The sequence below is a fragment of the Aeromicrobium sp. SP1 genome (genome assembly GCF_055663785.1).
The window spans coordinates 2433104-2453253 of record NZ_JBQVVK010000001.1 but is presented as its reverse complement, the minus strand read 5'-3'; the positions used below and the strand labels follow the sequence as shown (position 1 = coordinate 2453253).

15 protein-coding genes are annotated in these 20150 nt (G+C 71.0%); 10 read left to right on the top strand and 5 right to left on the bottom strand.

The features are described from left to right. Nucleotides 1–93 precede the first annotated feature (93 nt). The 6 genes from ACT26F_RS12110 (at nt 94) to ACT26F_RS12085 (ending at nt 7150) form a co-directional block, all read left to right on the top strand. A complete protein-coding gene (locus tag ACT26F_RS12110) occupies nt 94–1398 on the top strand; it encodes an HNH endonuclease signature motif containing protein (RefSeq protein ID WP_471670797.1) in 1305 nt (434 codons plus the stop codon). A gap of 50 nt (nt 1399–1448) precedes the next feature. Continuing rightward, nucleotides 1449–2309: a phosphoribosylaminoimidazolesuccinocarboxamide synthase gene (locus tag ACT26F_RS12105; RefSeq protein WP_471670796.1), complete on the top strand. Its 861-nt coding sequence runs from the start codon at nt 1449–1451 to the stop codon at nt 2307–2309. Nucleotides 2310–2417: 108 nt separating this feature from the next. Continuing rightward, nucleotides 2418–3971 (top strand): long-chain-fatty-acid--CoA ligase, encoded by a 1554-nt coding sequence (locus ACT26F_RS12100; protein WP_471670795.1) that lies wholly within the window; start codon nt 2418–2420, stop codon nt 3969–3971. Between the two features lie 44 nt (nt 3972–4015). Then, complete coding sequence (locus tag ACT26F_RS12095; protein ID WP_471670794.1) at nt 4016–5590, top strand: glycosyltransferase family 2 protein; 1575 nt, start codon at nt 4016–4018, stop codon at nt 5588–5590. Nucleotides 5591–5612: 22 nt separating this feature from the next. Further along, nucleotides 5613–6188: a hypothetical protein gene (locus ACT26F_RS12090; protein WP_471670793.1), complete on the top strand. Its 576-nt coding sequence runs from the start codon at nt 5613–5615 to the stop codon at nt 6186–6188. After that, nucleotides 6185–7150: a glycosyltransferase domain-containing protein gene (locus tag ACT26F_RS12085; protein ID WP_471670792.1), complete on the top strand. Its 966-nt coding sequence runs from the start codon at nt 6185–6187 to the stop codon at nt 7148–7150. The genes ACT26F_RS12090 and ACT26F_RS12085 overlap by 4 nt, the downstream gene beginning before the upstream one ends. A 2-nt stretch (nt 7151–7152) precedes the next feature. Here the strand turns inward: ACT26F_RS12085 and ACT26F_RS12080 are convergent, their stop codons facing one another. Beyond that, complete coding sequence (locus ACT26F_RS12080; RefSeq protein WP_471670791.1) at nt 7153–8169, bottom strand: class I SAM-dependent methyltransferase; 1017 nt, start codon at nt 8167–8169, stop codon at nt 7153–7155. A 158-nt stretch (nt 8170–8327) separates the two neighbouring features. Here ACT26F_RS12080 and ACT26F_RS12075 point away from each other — a divergent pair, with 158 nt between their 5' ends. Further along, nucleotides 8328–11129, top strand: coding sequence for a YfhO family protein (locus tag ACT26F_RS12075; protein ID WP_471670790.1), 2802 nt, complete (start codon nt 8328–8330; stop codon nt 11127–11129). Here ACT26F_RS12075 and ACT26F_RS12070 read toward each other — a convergent pair. Further along, on the bottom strand, nt 11025–11891 hold the full coding sequence (locus tag ACT26F_RS12070) for a lysylphosphatidylglycerol synthase domain-containing protein (protein WP_471670789.1): 867 nt from the start codon (nt 11889–11891) through the stop codon (nt 11025–11027). The two genes, ACT26F_RS12075 and ACT26F_RS12070, sit on opposite strands and share 105 nt — an antisense overlap. 173 nt (nt 11892–12064) lie before the next feature. Between ACT26F_RS12070 and ACT26F_RS12065 the strand changes: the two genes are divergently transcribed. The 3 genes from ACT26F_RS12065 to ACT26F_RS12055 are packed head-to-tail and all read left to right on the top strand — an operon-like array spanning nt 12065 to nt 15014. Further along, a complete protein-coding gene (locus tag ACT26F_RS12065) occupies nt 12065–13198 on the top strand; it encodes a glycosyltransferase family 4 protein (protein WP_471670788.1) in 1134 nt (377 codons plus the stop codon). Between the two features lie 35 nt (nt 13199–13233). Continuing rightward, nucleotides 13234–13962, top strand: coding sequence for a class I SAM-dependent methyltransferase (locus ACT26F_RS12060; RefSeq protein WP_471670787.1), 729 nt, complete (start codon nt 13234–13236; stop codon nt 13960–13962). 26 nt (nt 13963–13988) lie between these two features. Next, the gene (locus ACT26F_RS12055) at nt 13989–15014 is read left to right on the top strand and encodes a glycosyltransferase family 2 protein (RefSeq protein WP_471670786.1); all 1026 of its coding nucleotides are present in this window, start codon (nt 13989–13991) and stop codon (nt 15012–15014) included. Here the strand turns inward: ACT26F_RS12055 and ACT26F_RS12050 are convergent. From ACT26F_RS12050 to ACT26F_RS12040, 3 genes are read right to left on the bottom strand one after another with little or no spacing between them, the layout of a single operon-like run. Continuing rightward, nucleotides 14980–17268: a rhamnan synthesis F family protein gene (locus tag ACT26F_RS12050; RefSeq protein WP_471670785.1), complete on the bottom strand. Its 2289-nt coding sequence runs from the start codon at nt 17266–17268 to the stop codon at nt 14980–14982. The genes ACT26F_RS12055 and ACT26F_RS12050 overlap by 35 nt on opposite strands. Beyond that, nucleotides 17265–19664, bottom strand: a complete 2400-nt coding sequence (locus tag ACT26F_RS12045) for a CDP-glycerol glycerophosphotransferase family protein (RefSeq protein ID WP_471670784.1) — start codon at nt 19662–19664, stop codon at nt 17265–17267. Before ACT26F_RS12045 ends, ACT26F_RS12050 begins: the two co-directional genes overlap by 4 nt. Next, complete coding sequence (locus tag ACT26F_RS12040; protein ID WP_471670783.1) at nt 19661–20107, bottom strand: hypothetical protein; 447 nt, start codon at nt 20105–20107, stop codon at nt 19661–19663. The genes ACT26F_RS12045 and ACT26F_RS12040 overlap by 4 nt, the downstream gene beginning before the upstream one ends. Nucleotides 20108–20150 lie beyond the last annotated feature (43 nt).

Below are 20150 nucleotides of genomic sequence, written 5' to 3'. Positions count from 1 at the left end.
GATTTGGGGTGTGGACAACGCTCTTGTGTCAGTCCGAATCGGTTAGAATGGGAACATCAGTTCGTAGTTCTGGCGTGAGGGTTCGGGGGAATCGTGAGTTCGTTGCTGGCGCAGATCGGGTCGGGGCCGCGGGTCTTGGCGGCGGCGCGCGCGAGCGATCTGGATGCGCTGACTCCGGCGGAGTTGGCTGACGCGACGCGGGTGGTGCAGGCGATGCTGCGGGAGGCGCAAGCTCTGAACCTGGCGCTGTTGGCGGCGGCGGATCGCAAGAATGCCCACCGAACCACGGATGCGACCTCGTTGACGGCCTTGGTGGCCCGCGAGGCGGGCGTCTCTACGCGCGAGGCCGCCTCCCAGGTTCGGCTCGCGAACCGACTCGAGTCCGCGCCACGGGTCAAGGAAGCCTTGGCGAAGCCAGGCATGTCGGCTCAGAAGGCACGCATCGTCACGGCGGCACTCGACGAGCTGCCCGCCGACTTGAGCGCCGACCAGCGCGACCGGGTCGAGGTAGACCTGACCAGCGCCGCCCCAGCGATGTCGGTCGAACAACTGGGCCGCAAGGCCGCCCGCGCGGTCGAGATCATCGACCGGGAACGCGCGGACCGGATCGAGAACACCCGACTGGAACGGGCCGAGCATGCCCAACGGCAGTTGAGTGAGTTCTGGATCGGGAACCCGGACGAGACCACGGGGTTGGTGCCATTCGGCGGCAAGACCGACCCCATGTCGGCGGACATGCTGCGTGCGGTGATCGAGTCCAAGACCAATCCCCGCCGCCGGGCCCTCACCGAGAAGTCGACGGCGGATGTGATTTCGACAAGCTCAACCACCGAGAACGAGCGCCTGACCCCGGCGCAGAAGGCCGGTGAGGCGTTCACGGAGATCGTCCGCCACCTACCGCGGGACTGCTACGGCAACCACGGCGGCGTCGCCGCGACCCTCGTCGTCACCGTCGACGAGACCACCCTGCGCGGCGCGACCGATCGGGCCGGGGTCACCGAGTACGGCACCCGGATCTCGGCCGGACAACTCCGCAAGCTCGCCTGCGACGCCGGGATCCTGCCGGTCGTCATGAACGGCCAGAGCCACATCCTCGACGAAGGCCGGACCAAACGACACCACACCGCCGCGCAACGCGTCGCGCTCGCCCAACGCGACCTCGGATGCGCGTTCCCCGGCTGCGATCGACCGCCCGGATGGTGCGAAGCGCACCACGCGATCCCGTGGAGTCGTGGCGGACCGACGAACACCGACACCGGCGTCCTGCTCTGCGGACATCACCACCGATTCGTGCACGAGGCGGACATACCGATCCGGTTCGCCACCGACGCGATGCCCGAGTTCCTCGTCCGAGGAACGTGGCAACGCAACCAGCGCTACCGACCCCTCGCCGCGTGAACCAGTCACGCCGTCGGCGGGGTGCGGAACCCGGCGACTAGCCTGATGCCATGCCGCTGGAGATTCCCGGAGCCACCCACCTGCACTCGGGCAAGGTCCGCGACCTGTACACGTACGGTGACCACCTGCTGATGGTGGCGTCCGACCGGATCAGTGCCTACGACTTCATCCTCGAGCCCGGGATCCCCGACAAGGGCGAGATCCTCACGCGGATGAGCCTGTGGTGGTTCGACCAGCTCGCCGACCTCGTGCCGAACCACGTCGTGAGCACCGACGTCCCGGAAGAGGTCGCCGGTCGTGCGCTCGTCGTGGAGCGGCTCGACATGTTCCCGGTCGAGTGCGTCGCCCGCGGCTACCTGACCGGCTCGGGCCTGATCGACTACGCCGAGACCGGCGCGGTGTGCGGGATCGCACTGCCCGACGGTCTCGTCGACGGCTCGCGCCTCGACGCGCCGATCTTCACGCCGGCCACGAAGGCCGACCTGGGCGAGCACGACGAGAACGTCTCGTTCGAGGCCGTCGCCGAGACCGTGGGCGACGAGATCGCCGAGCGGCTGCGCGACCTGACCCTGACCGTCTACTCGCGCGCCGAGCAGATCGCTCGCGAGCAGGGCATCGTCCTGGCCGACACGAAGTTCGAGTTCGGCGCACGGCCCGACGGCACGATCGTGCTGGCCGACGAGGTGCTCACCCCGGACTCGTCCCGGTTCTGGCCCGCCGACCGCTACGAGCCGGGTCGTGCGCAGCCCAGCTACGACAAGCAGTTCGTCCGCAACTGGCTCACGTCCGACGCGTCCGGCTGGGACCGCGCCTCGGACACGCCGCCGCCGCGACTGCCCGAGGAGATCGTGGAGCGGACGCGCGACCGCTACATCGAGGCCTACGAGCGGCTCACCGGCAACTCCTGGTGACACACCCCGGGCACTCCCGCGCGGCTGTGGCCTTCGTTACAGTGTCGATGTAACAAAGGCCACACCGCCTTCTGGACCCACTCCTGGACCGAGAGAGAGCCCCCTGCCGTGACCAACCTCGCCGCGATCCTCGACGACACCACCGCGAAGTACCCGGAGCGCACCGCCATCGTCTTCGGTGACACCCGCCTGAACTACGCCCAGCTGAACGGGGCGGCCAACCAGGTCGCGAACCTGCTGGTGTCCCGCGGGATCCAGCCGGGCGACAAGGTCGCGATGTCGATCCCGAACCTGCCGTACTTCACGATCGTCTACTTCGGCATCCTCAAGGTCGGCGCCACCGTCGTGCCGCTCAACGTCCTGCTGTCCGAGCGCGAGGTCGCGTACCACCTCGACGACTCCGACGCGAAGGCGTTCATCGCGTTCGAGGGCACCCCGGACCTGCCGATCGGCGACCGCGCGTGGGCCGGCTTCAACGAGGTCGAGGGCTGCACGGAGTTCTTCCTCATCAAGCTCGACTCGGCCGCGCCCAAGCCGATGGAGGCACCGGAGTACTACGGCCCGCTCGTGGCCGAGCAGTCGCCGGTCTTCGAGACCGTCGCGCGTGAGGACGACGACACCGCCGTCATCCTCTACACCTCCGGCACGACGGGTCAGCCCAAGGGCGCCGAGCTGATGAACCGCAACCTGCGCGCGAACGCCGCCCTCGGCGCGACGACGTTCAACGCCGACGAGAGCGACCCGGACACCTACCTGGCCGTGCTCCCGCTGTTCCACATCTTCGGCCAGACGGTCATCCAGAACGGCGCGATCCTCTACGGCGGCACGATCGTCTACCTGCCGCGCTTCGAGGCGGGCCCGGCGCTGCAGCTCATGCTCAAGGAGAACGTCACGTTCTTCGCGGGCGTGCCCACGATGTACTGGGGCCTGCTGCAGGCGCTCACCCCCGAGATCGACGTCGACACCCTGGCCAAGCACCTGCGGGTCGCGGCGGCCGGCGGCGCGGCCCTGCCCGGCGACATCCACCGCCAGTTCAAGGAGAAGTTCGGCGTGACGATCCTCGAGGGCTACGGCCTGTCCGAGACGTCGCCGGTCGCGTCGTTCTCGGTCTGGGGCGAGGAGACGGTCGTCGGCTCGATCGGCAAGCCCGTCGCCGGCGTCGAGATGAAGCTCATCGACAACGACTGGAACGAGATCGCCGACGATCCGGAGGCGATCGGCGAGATCGCGATCGCGGGCCACGGCATCATGAAGGGCTACTACAACCGCCCGGCCGCCACCGCCGAGGCCATCCACGGCGACTGGTTCCGCTCCGGCGACCTCGCCCGCAAGGACGAGAACGGCTACTACTTCATCGTCGACCGCAGCAAGGACATGATCATCCGCGGCGGCTACAACGTGTACCCGCGTGAGCTCGAGGAGGTGCTGATGACGCACCCGGCGGTCTCGCTGGTCGCGGTCATCGGCGTCCCGCACGAGTCGCACGGCGAGGAGATCAAGGCCGTCGTCGTCCCGGAGAAGGACGCCCAGGTCAGCGAGGACGAGCTGCGCGCGTGGGGCAAGGAGCAGTTCGCCCAGTACAAGTACCCGCGCATCGTGGAGTTCCGCGACGCCCTGCCGATGACCGCGACGGGCAAGATCCTCAAGCGCGAGATCCACTGACGGTCATGGCGAGGTCGTCACGGTCGCCGGGTACGCTCGGGGCCGTGACGACCGATGCCGACCGTCCTGCGAAGCCGCCCTTCCTCAGCCTGCTGACGGTGGCACTGCCCGTCTCCGCGCCACTGTTCGCGGCGACCGCCCGTGCCGTCCGTGCGCAGTCCGAGGGCAACTGGCAGTGGGTCGTCGCCGTCCCGGCGCAGACGGACGAGGCGGTCGTCGAGATCGCGCGGGATGCGGCCGCGGCCGATCCCCGGGTGCTCGTCGTCGAAACCTCCGCCGACCCGCTCAGCGCGGCGCTCGCCGTGGCGACCGGTGAGTTCGTCGCCGTCGTCCGCGCCGGCGACCTGATCGCGAAGCGGGCCGTCGAGTACTTCCTGGCTGCGGTCGAGGACGACCCGTCGACCGACCTCGTCTACTGCGACGAGGACGTCATCACGGTCGACCGCGAGCGTCACAGCCAGTACTTCAAGCCGGACTGGTCGCCCGAGCGACTGCGCCACGATCCGTACGTGGGCGACCTGCTGGCCCTGCGCCGCAGTCTCGTCACCGAGGTGGGCGGGCTGCGCACCGAGTTCGGCGACGAGGCCGAGTACGACCTGCTGCTGCGGGTCGGCGAGCAGGCCCGTCACGGCGCCCACGTGCGCCGCGTGCTCTATCACCGTCGCGGTGCCGCGGAGGGGACGCCCGTCGAGCGTCGTCCGGTCACCCCCGAGCGGACTCGGGCGGTCGAGTCTCAGCTCGAGCGGCTCGGCATCCGCGGCACGGTCGCGCCGGGCCGGGTGCCCGGCACGCTGCGGATCGACCGCGAGCCCGACCTCACGTCCTCGGTCTCGATCGTCATCCCGACGATCGGCACCGCGGGAGAGGTCTGGGGCGAGCAGCGCGTCTACGTCACGGAGCTGATCCGCTCCCTCGTCGAGCGCGTCGACGGGCGTGACGTCGAGTACGTCATCGTCTACGACAGCCCGACGCCCGCCGAGGTGCTCGACGACCTGCGCGCCTTCCGCGACAGCCACGGTGCCCGGATCCGTCTCGTCGAGTTCGGCTGGAAGTTCAACTTCAGCGCCAAGTGCAACCTCGGCGCGGCCGTCGCCGCCGGCGACGTCCTGCTGTTCCTCAACGACGACATGCAGATCACGGGCGACGACATCATCGGGCCGCTGCTCGCGCCGCTGGCCGAGGACGGGGTCGGCGCCACCGGCGCGAAGCTGCTCTTCGAGGACTCCCGCGTCCAGCACGGCGGGGTCCGCTACGGCAGCGGCTACATCTCCGACGGCTACCGGGCCTCCGAGCCCGACGCGCTCGGGGCCCGCGGCGAGCTGTGGATCGATCGGGAGGTCGCCGCGCTCACCGGTGCCTGCATCGCGGTGCGCCGCGAGGTCTTCGAGCAGGTCGGTGGCTTCAGCGAGCGACTGCCGGTCAACTTCAACGACGTCGACTTCTCGCTCAAGGTCCGTCGGGCGGGTCTGCGACTGCTGTGGCTGCACGACGTCGAGCTCTTCCACTTCGAGTCGGTGACCCGCGAGGCGATCGTCAAGCCGTGGGAGCTCAAGCGCCTCGAGACCCGCTGGGGTAGCCGCCGGGTCGTCCGCGAGCGATACACCAACGATCTGCGATGACTCGTCCTCAGGGAGCGCCGGAGTGAGCGCGCCGGCCGCCGTCCCCGAGGACGAGAGGACCGTCGCCGCCCGGCGCGACCCGCACCCGGGATCGCTGCGGCTCTGGAACGTCGCGCTGGGGCTGCATCCGTGGGCGGTCACGCTGGACGTCGATGCGGCCGACGAGCGAGTGCGGGTCGGGACGGCGCGACCGTCAGCCGAGGCCCTCGACGAGTCCGAGCGGTGGACCGTCGTCGACCTGCCGCTCACGGTGCTCGGCGACGTGATCGACGGGCTGGGGGACGACCGGCGGTCGTTCTGCGCCATGGTCGACACCGAGGGATCCGCGGCGCGCGTGCTCGACGGCGGCGCGCGGGCGCTCGCCCGGATCGACCACTGGGCGCTCATGCTCGAGGTCGCGTCCCTGTCCCGGGGCCGCGTGGCGACGCTGGCCGAGCGCCATGCGGCCTTCATGATGGACCGGCGCACGCGCCGCCTCATCCGTGTCCCGGGCGGCAACGCCGAGACGCTCGAGTCCCTGTTCGCGAGCCGCTGGCTGCACTCGCGCGACGCCCTCGTCGTCAGCCCCGAGGTCGCGCGTGCCCTGGAGGCAGCGTGACCGGGCGTCGTGCCGTCTTCACCGCGCTCACGGGCCAGCACGAGTTGCTCACCGAGCAGCCGGTGGCGGCCGCGAGCGACCTGGACTTCATCTGCTTCACGGACGATCCGGACCTGCGGAGCGAGTCGTGGGACGTCCGTCTCGTCGAACCGCTGCTGGCGATGGACCCGGTGCGCAGCGCTCGGGCGCTCAAGATCTCCGGCCATGCCGATCTCGCGGACTACGACGAGACGCTCTGGATCGATGCCCGGGTCCGCCTCACGACCGATCCCGCGGAGATCCTCGACGCCTGGCTGGACGGGACGGACGTCGCCGTGCCGCGCCACTCGTTCCGCAAGGACGTCGTGACGGAGTTCGAGGAGGTGCTGCTCGCCGGGCTCGACGACTTCAGCCGGCTCTACGAGCAACTCACGCACTACTCGGTGCTCGGTCCGGGCCGGCTCCAGGCCCCGGTGCCGTGGACGGGGATGCTCGCCCGGAGGCGCACCGAGGCGGTGGACCGGGCGATGGCCCGGTGGTGGGTGCACGTCCTGCGCTACTCGCGCCGTGACCAGCTCTCGTTCGTCGAGGCGGTGGCGTCCGCGGAGGTCCCGTTCCGCCTGGTCGAGCTGGACAACTGGGGCTCCTCGCTGCACGAGTGGCTGCCCGGCGAAGGTCGCAGCACGCGCCCGAACGTCTTCCGCATGTCGGAGTCGCTGCGCACGCCGGCCGCCGCGCTGGGTGAGCTGCAGCGCCGTCTCGACGCGGCCACGCGGGAGTACTCCGGCGCGCTCGACGCGCGGGAGCTCGCCCTGCGGGAGGCCGAGCGCGCCCTGGCGAGCTCACGCCGCGAGGCCACGCGGCTGGGGCGGGCGAACGCGGAGCTCGAGAAGCAGGTGCGGCAGTCGCAGACGCCGCCGGGCACCAGGCGACGGCTTCCGCGTCGGGTGGCCAACTACGTGAGGCGACTGCTTCGGCGCTGAGGTCAGCGCAGGAGGCGACGCTTCACCCGGCCGGCGAACGACCGCAGGCGGCGGCGAAGCGTCGGCGCGGGCTGGTTCGCCTTCGCGACCTTCTCCAGCAGGGCGTCGCGCTCGTCGCGCAAGGCAGCGATGCGGCGGGCGTCGTACGCCGCCTGGTGTGCTGCGGCATCGACGGAGGCCTCGACCGCGATCTGCTTGTCGACGGCGACGAGCCGTCGCCGCCACTCGACCTGCGCGGTCCAGATCGCCGACTCGCCGGGGCGCACCTCGTCGACGTCGACGCCGGGGACGAGGTCGGGCACGGGGGTGGGGGCGCCGCCGGGCTCGACGGTCGTCGCGGCCAACTGGAACTGGTAGACGAGCGCGTCCGGCTGGGTCGTGAGCCACCCGGCGACGCCCTCGGGCAGGCCCTCGGCGTCGACGTCGACCTCGGTGCCGAGCGGATCTGCCAGCGTGCCGCGCAGGTCGGCGACCGACAGGCCCGCGGACTCGACCAGCGCCGCGAGGGTGTCGCGCGTGAAGAAGCGGATGTGGGTGCGGTCCAGCAGCCCCGTGTCGGTCGTGCGCCAGCGGCCCTGGAGCAGCGCCAGTCGGACCGAGCCGTGGGAGACGTTCGGCACCGAGATGACGATGCGCCCGCCGGGGCTGAGCAGGGGCACGGCGTCGGTGAGCACGCCGAGCGGGTCGAAGAGGTGCTCCAGCACGTCCGCGAACACGATCGCGTCGAAGCTGCCGGCGGCGAAGTGCTCGCTCAGCAGGGTGCGGTCGAGGTCGGCGACGACGACCTCCTCGAGGTGCTCGCGCGCGATGGCCGCGGCCGGCTCGTCGATCTCGACACCCGAGACCCGGGCGCCCCGCGCGGTGAGGACCCGCCCCAGATCGCCGGTCCAGCAGCCGACGTCGAGCACGCGCCGTGCGTCCCCGACGAGGTCGAGGACCTGGGCGTGGCTCGTGTTGAGGTTCGACGGATCGATGTTCACCCCGTACAGGTCCGTGGGAGCACCGGACGGCTGGTTCATCGGAAAGCAGAGCTCCTTCGTGGGTCGGACGTCCGCCAGCATAGCCAGTGCGCGAGGACCGTCCGAGGCGCCGTATTGTCTGGTCCTGACCAAGTTCGGCGCACGATCGGGGAAGTGGCATGCGAGACGACGGGCCGCCGTCCCAGCACCGTTCCTCGGTGACCGAGCTGGTCAGCCGGTGGGCCGCCGTCATCGCCGCGGTGCTGCTCGTCGTGCTCACGTTCGGCCCGGCGCTGGTCGGTCGCGGAGTCCTCCTTGACGTCGGTGCGCTGCGGACCTTCTGGCCCTTCACGGCGATGGGTCCCGTGTCGACCGAGGCCATGCGGTGCCGCGGCGACACGTTCGACTCCCTTTTTCCCGCGATGGCGAACATCATCGACGCGGCGAAGCACGGCACGTGGCAGACGTGGGGTCCGTACGAGGTCGGCGGTTCCCCGCTCGCCTCGTTGCCCAACTACTCGGTGCTGAGTCCCGTGTCGTGGCCGTTCTGGGTCCTGCCTGACTGGATGGCACCGGCCTTCGCCAAGCTCACCGAGTTCGTGATCGTGCTGGGGGGCATGGTGGCGTTCCTGGGGCGGCTGGGTGTGCGCCGCAGCGCCGCCCTGCTGGCCGGGTTCGTCTTCTACGCCTCCGGCTTCATGCTGATGTGGACCGGATGGCCTCAGACCCGGACCGCGGCATTCATCCCGGTGTTGTTCTGGGCTTTGGACCGTGTGGTCGTCGAGCGTCGTGCCCGGGACGTGGCGTGGGTCGGCCTCGTAGTCGCGAGCATGCTGTTCAGCGGCTTCCCGGCCGTCACCCTCTTCGCGCTGACCACGGGCGCCGTCTACGTCGTGGTCGTCGGACTGCGTCAGGGAGGCTGGCGCCCGACGGCCCTCGGCTGGCTGCTCTCCGGGTGCGGTGTCGTGCTCGGCGTCGCGATCTCCGCCGTCCAGCTGCTGCCGTTCGTCCATGGTCTCGGAGCGATCAGCGAGGGCCGGGTCGCCGGGGGAGCGATGCCCACGGAGCTCCTCGTGACGGCCGTGGCGCCTGACGCCTGGGGCACGTGTGTCAACGCTGAGATGTGGGGGTCGCGGGTGCCGATCGAGGCGGTGACCTTCGTCGGCGTCGTCGCCGTCGTGCTGGCTGCGGCACTGCTGGTCCTGCGCCCGAACCCGCGCGTTCGCGCCGGCGTCGTGACGCTCGTCTGCGCGCTGCTGCTCGGCTGGACCTGGTTGATCTGGTTCGGCGGCGGGCCGCTGCGACTGCTGCAGCAGCTGCCCGGCTACGACACCAACGGGATCGGCCGGGCGTCATCGATCTTCGGCTTCCTCGTTGCCGTCGCGGCCGCCTTCGGCCTCGACCGCGTGCTGACGCGGATCGGCGGGGAGCCCCTCGAGGGCGTCGGCCGCCGACGCTGGGTCTGGCGCGCGGTCGTCGCGATCGTGGTCGCGGTGGGAATCGGCTACGTCCTGGCGCAGACCTTCGAGGTCGCCGACGCGCTCGACGATCCGGCCAAGACCCTCGACCGCCTGGTCCCGCCGCTGATCTTGGCCGTGGTCGCCGCGGCGGTCGTGCTGTTCGGCCGTCGGGCCCGCGGGCGCTTCGGCTGGGTCGCGCCGGTCGTCCTGATCGCGCTGCTGGCCTGGCAGGCGATCGGCTTCGCCCGGCAGGTCTGGCCGCTGAGCGACCGGGACGACTTCTACCCCGTGACGCCCGCGCACCGATTCCTGCAGGACAACATCGGTCACGAGCGGTACGCCGGTGCCGCCCTGTGGGGGTACCCCGCGACGTCGGACTACTACCACCTGCGCACGCCGATCGGACACGAGTTCACGGCGCCGGCCTGGGGCGACCTGCTGCGCGCCGCGTCGCCGGACGTCTTCCTCTCGCCGACCTTCACGGCCTTCCCGGACCTCCCGCTGGACGAGGTCGGCCGGATGCCGGTGCTCGACGCGCTCTCGGTGGAGTACTGGGCGACCCGGCCGAGCCAGGTCAAGGGGAAGATCGTCGGCGACCGCCCTGACGAGACCTACGACAGCGTGGACCTCGCCCCGGGCGAGACCCTCTCGTGCACGATCGACGGTGGCGCCGTGCGGGGAATCGTCCTCGGCCTGACGCAGGAGCTGCCCGAACCGACCACGGGACGCACCACGATGCACGTGCGAATCACGCAGGGCGACCGCGAGTGGGAGAGTTCGCGCGCCTTCGAGTCGTCGACGGCTCCGGGCAGCCCGCGGCTCGGGATCGCCGCCGAGGACCTCGACCCCGATGACGAGGCCAAGGTCGAGATCTGGTCGTCCAACACCGACGGCACGATCCAGCTCGCCGCCGACGACGAGGGGCTGGCCTGCGCGGCGATCGTGGCGCGCGATGACGGCCTGCGCCTGGTCCACGCCGACGCCGGCGCGGTCGTGTACGAGCGCGTGACGTCGTTGCCGCGAATCCGCTGGGCCGGCCGGAGCGAGGTCGTGACGGATCCCCAGGAGCGTGTCGAGCGGCTGACGGCCGGACTCGAGGACGACGTCGTGCTGCTGGACTCCGACGACGCTCCCGAGGCCGACGGGTCCGAGGCGACGGTCGAGGTCGTCACGGACGACCCGGGATCCCTTGCGGTCGACGTCTCGGCGACCGGGACGGGCTACCTCGTGGTGGGCGACTCGATCGCGCGGACGGGATGGTCCGCGACGGTCGACGGAGCGCCGGTCGATATCGTGCCTGCCGATCACGCCCTGGCCGCCGTGCCGGTCGGTGCGGGATCGCACCGGGTCGAGTTGGTCTACACCGCGCCCGGATTGCGCACGGGGCTCGTGGTCACCGGTGCCGCCGCGCTCGTCACGGCGGTACTGTTCCTCGTTCCCGCGCGTCGTCGCAGATCAGACAACGCGCCGGTCGATGACGTGGGAGCGAAGCAGTTCGATCCCGGCGAGGGCGAGGTCGACCACGGTCGAGATGCAGCGGACGATCAGCGCGACCAGTAGCGCCGTCGAGGTGCTCACGACGCCGGCGAGCGCCACCACCAGGACCGCATCGCGCACGCCCGCACCCGCGGGCAGGACGAACGCCATCATGCCGAGCGTGTAGGCCAGCGCATATCCCGCGATCGCCGGCGTCAGGCTCTCCAGAGGCGGCCCGCCGAGGCCGACGACCAGGACCCACACCTGCAGCCCGAACAGCAGCCAGGTCAGGCACTGCCAAGCCAGCGCCGCGGCGAGGTGTCGCCAGCCGATCGGCGTGGGCAATGGTGCCTGACGTGCGAGTCGGAGCAACCAGTTCAGCAGGACGTTCAGCAGAGGCGGATACAGCGCAGCGAAGGTGAACGGCACCAGGAGGACGATCCACCAGAACCGCTCGCGCAGCTGCGAGCCTGCCCACGGCATGAGCACGACGGCCATGGTCAGGCCGGCGACCGCGGAGATGCCCAGTGCCAGCACGCCCAAGGCTGCGGCGGTGCGCCGAGGAATGCGGTGCTCGCGGCCCATCTCCATCTGCACGACGACTGACCAGACCGAACCGGGAACGTACTTGCCCAATTGGCTGATGAAGAAGATGTGGGAGGAGGGCCCGAGCGGAAGCCGCGCGCCGAGTCCTGCCATCAGCACCCGCCAGACCTGCAACGACGATCCCATTCCGAGGGTTCCGAAGATGAACGACACGAGGACGACCCAGCCGGACAGCTGTGAGAGATCGTCGGCGATGGCGTCGTAGTTGCGCTGTACGGCGATGACGGCCAGCACGATCATGATCGGCAGGGCGAGACGCCGTGCCCACTCGCGAAGCCGGCGTCCCCTCGAGGAGTCCCGGTCCGGCTCAGCGGGCGTCTGTTCCACGCAGCAGAGGCTAACAACTTCGCGTCCCGTTCACGCGTCACGCACCACCCGTTACGGCCCACGCCGCACGCACTACAGTGGCGGCCATGCGGGTTGTGGCGTTCGGGACGTACGACGTCGCCTCCCACCCGAGGGTCGCCGTCCTGCTGCAGGGCCTGCGCGACCGGGGCCACGAAGTCGTCGAGGTCAATCGCCCGCTCGGACTCAGCACCGCCCAGCGCATCCGACTGGTGCGCCAGCCGTGGCGGCTCCCGGCCTTCGCCTTGCGGCTCGCGACGCGATGGTTCGCACTCGCGCGAGCCGGGCTGCAGCAGCGGCGGCGGCACCGCCCCGACGCCGTCCTGGTCGGTTACCTGGGCCACTTCGATGTCCTGCTGGCGCGCCTGGTCTTCCGAGCGGTGCCGATCGCGCTGGACCACCTCGTCTCGGCGGCCGGCACGGCTAGCGACCGCGGGCTGGCGGACGCCGGCAGCCTGAAGGCCCGCTTGATGCGCGCGATCGACCGCGCCGCGCTCGCGGCGGCGGACGTCATCGTCCTGGACACCTCCCAGCGCATCGGGTCGGTCCCGGCCGACCGGCGCGACCGGGTCGTCGTGTGCCCGGTCGGCGCGACGGATGCCTGGTTCGAGGCCGGGGCGCGGCGGCCCGAGCGTGACCCGTCGGTGCTCTCGGCGATCTTCGTCGGCCTGTTCACCCCGCTGCATGGCGCCACGGTGATCGGCCGGGCGCTGGCGTCCCTGCCGGCCGGCGCGCCGGTCGAGGTCACGATGGTCGGTCGCGGCCAGGACTGGCAGCAGACCCGCGACCTCGTCGGTGACGACCCGCGGGTGGAATGGCTGGACTGGGTCGACGGGGTCGAACTGCCGGCGCTCGTGGCCCGCCACGACGTGAGCCTCGGCATCTTCGGGACGACCCCCAAGGCCCTCGAGGTCGTGCCGACCAAGGTCTACCAGGGGGCTGCCGCCGGGTGCGTCGTCGTCACCTCCGACACCCCACCGCAGCGCGAGGCACTCGACCGCGCGGCCTTGTTCGTCGAGCCCGGGAATCCGGACGCCCTGGCACGTGCGCTGCGACGGCTCGCCGCCGATCATGCGGAGTTGACCCGGCTGGCAAACGCCGCGAGGCTCCGGGCGAACGACCGCTTCGATCCGGAACACTGCGTGGGTCCGCTTCTTGAGGCGCTGCAGGGCCAGTGCACACCGAACCTGGAGGACACGTGACATCTCCCATCCCGTCCGCTGGACCGCTACCGCCGTTGGCGCTGCGCGCCTGGCTGCGCTATGACGTCGTGAAGCGAGTGCTGGACCGTATTCGACCGGTCACGGCACTCGAGATCGGCTGTGGCCAAGGGGCCTTCGGTGCGCGCCTCGCGGAGCGCACCCGCTATGTCGGCGTTGAGCCGGACGATGCGTCCTTCTCGATCGCCGCGAGCCGGATAGGCCCACGCGGGGGCGAGGTCGTCCACGGCACCCATGCGGACCTGCCGCAGGACCGGGTGTACGACCTGGTCTGCGCCTTCGAGGTGCTCGAGCACCTCGAGCACGACCGCGCCGCGTTGAAGGACTGGGTGGCCTTGATCAGGCCGGGCGGCCACTTCGTCATGTCCGTGCCCGCCTTCCAGCGCCGATTCGGTCCGATGGACGAGTACGCAGGCCACTTTCGGCGATACGAGCCGCAAGACCTCCGAGCACTGCTCCTCGATGCGGGCCTCGTCGACGTCGAGGTGACCGTCTACGGCTGGCCGTTCGGCTACGCGCTCGAAGCCGTGCGCAACCGTGTCGACGCGAAGAAGCTCCAAGCCCACGACGACGCCTCCAAGCAGGAGTTGACCTTCGCGAGCGGGCGCACGTTCCAGCCGCGGACCTCCGTGGCCGGTCGGCTCGTCGCGCTGGCCATCCTTCCGTTCCGCCTGTTCCAACGACTGCGGCCCTCAGCCGGGATCGGGCTGGTGGCCGTGGCGCGAGCGCGCGACGAGGCCGCGTAGAATCTGAGCGAAACCTCCCCGACTCCGTGAGGCCCGTCTTGAAGCTCGTCGTCCAGATCCCCTGCCTCAACGAGGAGGAGACCCTCCCTCTCGTCCTGGAGTCGATCCCGACGCAGATCCCGGGCATCGACGAGATCATCGTCCTGGTGGTCGACGACGGCTGCTCCGACCGCACCGTCGAGGTCGCGCGTGAGCACGGCGTCACCGAGTTCGTCCACCACGTCCGCAACCAGGGCCTCGGCCGGTCGTTCCACGACGGCGTGATCCGTGCGCTCGAGCTGGGCGCCGACATCGTGGTCAACACCGACGGCGACAACCAGTACCCGCAGGACCGGATCGCCGACCTGGTCCAGCCGATCGTCGCCGGTGAGGCCGACATCGTGATCGCGGACCGTCAGGTCCACCTCGTCGAGCACTTCTCCCCGGTGAAGAAGCAGCTGCAGAAGGTCGGCAGCGCCGTCGTCAACCGCGCCGCGGGCACGACCCTGCCGGACGCGGCGAGCGGTTTTCGTGCCTACTCCCGCGAGAGCCTGATCCTGCTCAACACGATCACCCGGTTCAGCTACTGCATGGAGACGATCATCCAGGCGGGCAACAAGAACCTGAAGATCGTCAGCATCCCCGTCGTGACGAACGCCAAGACCCGCGAGTCCCGGCTGTTCAAGTCGATGCCCGAGCACATCGCGAAGTCCGGCATGGCGATCGTCCGGTCGTTCATCATGTACAAGCCGTACGTCATCTTCAGCTGGCTGACGATCACGTTTGGCGTGCTGGGCCTCATCCCGTTCATCCGCTACGGCGTGCTGTGGGCGCAGGACCAGCAGGGCGGCCACCTGCAGTCGCTGCTGCTCGGGGTCCTGCTGATGACCTTGGCGATGCTGTGCATCATGCTCGGCGTCGTCGCCGACCTGATCCGCACGAACCGCGTGCTCATCGAGGACAACCTCGAGCACACCAAGCGGCTGCGGTTCGGCGACTCGGCCGAGGAGTCGCTCGTGCGGCACGGGATGTCACGGGTCACGTACGAGCGCGTCGAGTCGTCCCGCCCCTGAGCCGTTCGACCACCCGCGCGGCCGCGCCCTGCGGGTCGTCGAACGCCAGCGACACGTCGTCGAGCGTGGCCGAGGTCCGCAGGTCGACCACGGGACGTCCCGTCAACCGGTAGTCGTCGAGGCGGCGGGGGTCGTCGCTGATGAGCGAATCCGCGACCCGGTACACGACTTCGAGGTCGGGAAAGGCGCGATTCCCCACGACGATCGCGTCCGGCGCGAACTCCAGCAGGCGCGGGTCCCGAACGGCCAGGACGCTGCCCTCCGGGGCGGTGAGCGGCTCCCGGTCCGGATCCTCGTGCGCGAGGACCAGCACGAGCCGGCGGTCGCCGACGAGCGCGCGCAGCCGCTGCTCCTGCTCGCGCAGGTCGGCGGGCAGGTCATCCTCGGGGCACGTCACGAAGTCGTTCCGCGGCAGTCCGGTCGGCCACACGTGTGCGTGGCGAACGGGCCAGAAGGCCTGCGTCCGGCGCAGGGCGTCGACCCGGCCCGCGGCGATGATCGCCGTGTAGCCGGCACGACCCGCCTCCGGCGGCGCGGTGTCGCCGACGTGGATGACGCGCCGGCCGTCGGTCGTGAGCGGCCAGTGGTACTCGGTCGTGAGGCGATCGGTCACGAACAGGGTCCCGGCTCGGGCGAGGTGGTGCTGGCCCTCGGGGCTGACCAGCGGCACGGTCACGACGTCGCTGCCGTCGAGGTCGACCCGGCGCGACCGCGTGAGCACGATCTTGCGCACCGACGGCTCGTGGCGCACCTGCTCGAAGATCGCCCGCAGATTGCCGGTGAGGGTGTGCTCGTCGGCGTCGACGGGGAACGCCCACCAGTGCTCGAACGTCGGCGCCCACCGGTCCTCGGTGCGGAACCGCGAGGCCGGCATCGGCTCGTGGTAGTCGACCGTGCCGTCCTCGCGGCTGCGCACGGCCATGGCCCGGTGCAGCTGGTCGTCGGCCGCGACGCGCAGGAGGTTCCGTTCGAACAGCTCCACGGGGGCGTCCGGAACGACCGCCAGCACGCGCTGCTTCCACTGCGAGAGGTCGGGCATCCGCCGGGGGTTCTCCGACAGCAGGTTGCGCTTCAGCAGCGGGTAGCCGTGCTCGAGCAGCTCCCAGTAGTCCGTCGTGTAGGCCGGCAGGTACGGATGGAGGTCGCCGACGAGCGCCGACGGGACGTAGCCCGAGGACAGCAGGTGACGGCTCAGGCCGATCTCGTACTTGCGGATCACGAGTGACTTCGTCGGCTGCTCGCAGATCGCCTCGAGCCGGCGCCGGAAGCCCTGGTCGGCGATCACGGGTCGCCGGAACGCGAGGAAGTACGAGCTCAGGTGCAGCAGGTCGACGGGCACCATCTCGCGCTCGGTGGACCAGCGCGCGACGGCCTCGGCGTTCGACAGCCGCCCGTCGATGCCGAGATCGCGTGACCACGTCCGCTTCGTCAGGTGCGGTCCCCACCAGTCGCACGCGGTGGCGTCCATCGTGGCGAAGGTGTCGTCGAGCGAGCGCAGCAGGTACGCGCTGTCGTTGACGAGGAGCACCTCGTCGTAGCCCTCGAGGACGTCCCAGCCCACGAGGTCGGTGGCGAGCATCGACCACGACCCGAAGTCGTACCGGCCGTGCCGGACGGCCCACGCCCCGACCGTGACGTCGTCGAGCCGGGCCAGCTCCTGCGGGTCGATCACCGAGTCGGCGAGGTAGTAGACGTCGGCGTGCCGGGCCAGTTCGCGGACGTACCGGACGACGTGGTCGTCGATCACGCCGTCGGGGTCGTACCCGGCGAACAGGCATGCGCGGCGCACAGGCCGATCGGTGGGCAGCGTCGTGGCCGTGCGGTCGGGCGCGGGCGGCGGGACGGTCGGCAGTCCTGCGTGCAGGCCCTCCACCAGGTGGTGCACGAGCGGGTTGACGAGGTCCCGTCGCGGGTCGAGGTGCTCGCTCCAGTACCACCACGTGTCGAAGTCGAGCGAGGGGTTGAGCACCCGCGTCCAGCCGTACTCGCAGAAGTGCCGGACGGGGTCCTCCTGGGCAGCCTTCGGGGTCGGGTTGGCCGCGCGATAGGCCTCGGCGTCCACGGCGCCGGCGAGGCGGACCAGCGCGGTCGCGCACGCGACGAGGTCGTCGTCGCTCGGCGGGTCGACGGGCTCGGTCACGGCCGGAAGGCCCGAGGCGAGCGCCTCGGTCACCAGCGCCGCGGGCCGGTCGCGCGCGGCCCACGTGCTGGCGAAGGCGTGCCAGGCGGTCACGAACTCGTCGACGGGCCTCATCCCCGGACCTCCACGGCGGCCCGGATGCGGGCGACGGCGCGTGCGGTGCCGCCACCGTCGACGTGGTCGACGAACAGGTCCCGCACCCGCCGGTAGTGCTGGTCCGCCTCGCCCGATCGCGGCTCGAAGACGGTGTCGAGACCCTCGATCAGGCCCGCGAACTCGCGGTGGACCACTCCGGGGAACACCGGGTCGAGCGGGTAGAGCAGGTCCTCGTCGTCGGCGGCGAGATCGGGCGCGAAGCCGATGACGGGCCGGCCCGTGACCGTGACGTCGAGCGCGACGCCGTCGTGGTCGGTGAGCAGGGCGTCGGCGGCACGCAGCACGGCCGGCAGGTCCGGGTGGCGCACGGGGGAGAGGTCGAGGGCGGAACCCCCGAAGGAGGCGAGCGCGGTCCGGCCGACGTCGCCGATCGGGTCGCGCACGCCGATCACGGCGTCGTTCCGCCGAGCCCACGCGGCGAGCTGCTCGACCTGCGCGGGCTCGAACGTGCTCGTCGGGTCACCGCCGGTCGCGGCCGGGACGTACAGCAGCAGTCGGCGGCCGCCGAGTTCGCGCTCCACCCGCGCCTGCGGCTCGCGCAGCCAGTCGGGAGTCTGCTCGGCGACGAGCAGATCGTGCAGCGGCAGTCCCGTGCGCCACGCGACGTCCTCGCGGACGGGCCACTGGGAGGCGAGCGCCTCGGCCTCGTCGAGCGCCGACGCGGTCAGCAGCCCGGTCAGGATCGGTCGGGCGGGGGTGGGTGGCCCGGTGGGTCCGTCGGGGTTCGGTGGCTCGGCGGTCGCGGCGTGCCGGTGCAGGCGCAGGCCGTCGCGCACGCTGACGACGGTGTGCTGGTCGACCCGCATCGACGCCTGCATCGTCCAGCTCGCGCGCTCCGCGACCAGGACGACGGCGGCCTCCATCACGAGCCTTTGGCCCTCCGGGCTGCGCAGCGACGCGGTCTCGGCGCGCACCGCGTCGCCGACGTCGAACCGTCGACCGCGGGTCAGGACGACCTTGCGCACGGACGGGTCGTGGCGCACGTGCTCGAAGATCGCGCGGCTGTTGACGGGCAGCAGGTGCGTCGTGCGATCGACGGCGAAGACCCACAGGTCCGGACTCTTCGGCGTCTCGCGGTCGGTCTCGATGAAGTCCCAGCCGGACAGCAACCGGGGTACGTGCACCGTGCCGTCGGCGTCCCTCGTGATCGCGAGGCTTCGCCGCAGCTGGTCGTCGGGCGACGCGCGCACGAGGTTCTGCTCGAACAGCTCGACCGGCGCGTCCGGGACGAGCTCGAGGGTGCGCTGCTTCCAGTCCTGCAGACCTGGCACGTCGTAGTGGTTGCGGTGCAGGAGGAACTTCTTGAGGAACGGGAAGCCCTCGGCGATCAGGGTGAACGCCCGCTCGCTGTACACCGGATGGAACGGATACAGCGCCGGCATGTAGGTGGAGAAGCGATGGCCGTGGCCGACGAGCACGTGGGTCAGCCCGATCTCGTACTTCTGCACGATGAGCCGCTTCGACGGCTGGGCCACGACGTTGCCGAGCAGCGTGCGGACGGCGGGGTCGTGGAGCGCCGGGCGCCGCAGCGCGAGGAAGTACGACGCCACGAGGAAGTCGTAGGTGGCGGACTCCTCGAACCGGGGGAGCAGCTCGTCGATGACCTCGTCGAGCGGGATCGGCTCGCGGAAGAGGTTCTCGGGCTCGTCTCGGGTCTTCGCGATCCCCTTCGTGGCCTGCATCCCCCACCAGTCGCACGACTGGGCGTCCATGCGCGCGAAGACATCGTCCAGCGGCCGCAGCAGGTACGACGAGTCGTTGACCAGGAGCACCTCGTCGTACTCGACGAGCCGGTCCCAGCCGACCAGGTCGCTCGCGAGCATCGAGTAGGAGCCGAAGTCGTAGGCGCCGTGCCGGATCGCCCACGCGTCCTCGGACACCTCCCGGAGTCGGGCCAGCTCGGCCGGCTCGAGGTAGCAGTCGAACAGGCAGAAGACGTCGGCGAACCGGGCCAGCTCACGCACGAGCGCCAGCGTCGTCTCGTCGACGACGCCGTCCGGGTCGTACCCGGCGAACAGGCACGCCCGGCGCACCGGCCGGTCGCGCGGAAGGGTCGTGCCGGGCCCGGGGACGACGCTGTCCGGGCGGGTCGAGAGGCCGAGCGCCCGTCCGACGCGCGCGTAGTGCACGAGCGGGTTGACCGAGTCGTCGGCCGGATCGAGGTGGTTGACCCAGTACCACCAGACGTCGAAGTCGGCGTTCGGCTTGCGCAGCTCCTTCCAGCCCACCGTGCAGAAGTGCCGCAGCAGGTCGTCGTCCTCGGGCGGCTCCGGGGCGCGCGCGTAGAACTCGGGGTCGAAGTAGGGTGCCACCGCGGCCATCTGGGCCGCGAGGTCGTCGACGTCGGCGCTCATTGGTGCGTGCGCAGGTGGTGGAGGAGCGGGTTGGTCTTCGATCGGGCGAGCAGCGGATGCTTGGCCACGTACGCGCGGGTGACGAAGTCGGGCCCGGGGTCCTTGCCCTCGTCGGCGCCGTGACGCAGGTAGTGCAGTGCGGGACTCAGGCCGGCGCCCGCGACCTTGGGGTACGTGGCCAGGTACCAGGCACCGTCGAAGAGCGAGGACTCGCGCAGGGCGGTGGCGTCGGCCGCCTCCTGCGGTGTCGGGGCCGCGGGATGGAGCCGCCGCCTCAACCAGCCCTTCGCGCCGGCCGAGGCCTGCTCGGCCTTCGTCAGGTGGGCATCGAGCTCGCGACAGACCCGGTCCAGCTGGTCGCGAGCGCGTCCGGCCGCGGCGTCCGCCTCGGCCACGGCCTCCTGGAGTCGCAGCCGCTCCGGTGCCTCGTCGTGCACGGTCACGCCCTGCCCGGGATCCGGCGGGTCCGGCTGGCCTCCCGCCCCG

Coding starts and splice junctions, on each gene's coding strand:
- ACT26F_RS12105 (WP_471670796.1), top strand. CDS start 1,449: ATGCCGCTGGAGATTCCCGGAGCCACCCACCTGCACTCGGGCAAGGTC.
- ACT26F_RS12045 (WP_471670784.1), bottom strand. CDS start 19,664: ATGAGCGCCGACGTCGACGACCTCGCGGCCCAGATGGCCGCGGTGGCA.
- ACT26F_RS12050 (WP_471670785.1), bottom strand. CDS start 17,268: ATGAGGCCCGTCGACGAGTTCGTGACCGCCTGGCACGCCTTCGCCAGC.
- ACT26F_RS12065 (WP_471670788.1), top strand. CDS start 12,065: ATGCGGGTTGTGGCGTTCGGGACGTACGACGTCGCCTCCCACCCGAGG.
- ACT26F_RS12070 (WP_471670789.1), bottom strand. CDS start 11,891: ATGATCGTGCTGGCCGTCATCGCCGTACAGCGCAACTACGACGCCATC.
- ACT26F_RS12080 (WP_471670791.1), bottom strand. CDS start 8,169: ATGAACCAGCCGTCCGGTGCTCCCACGGACCTGTACGGGGTGAACATC.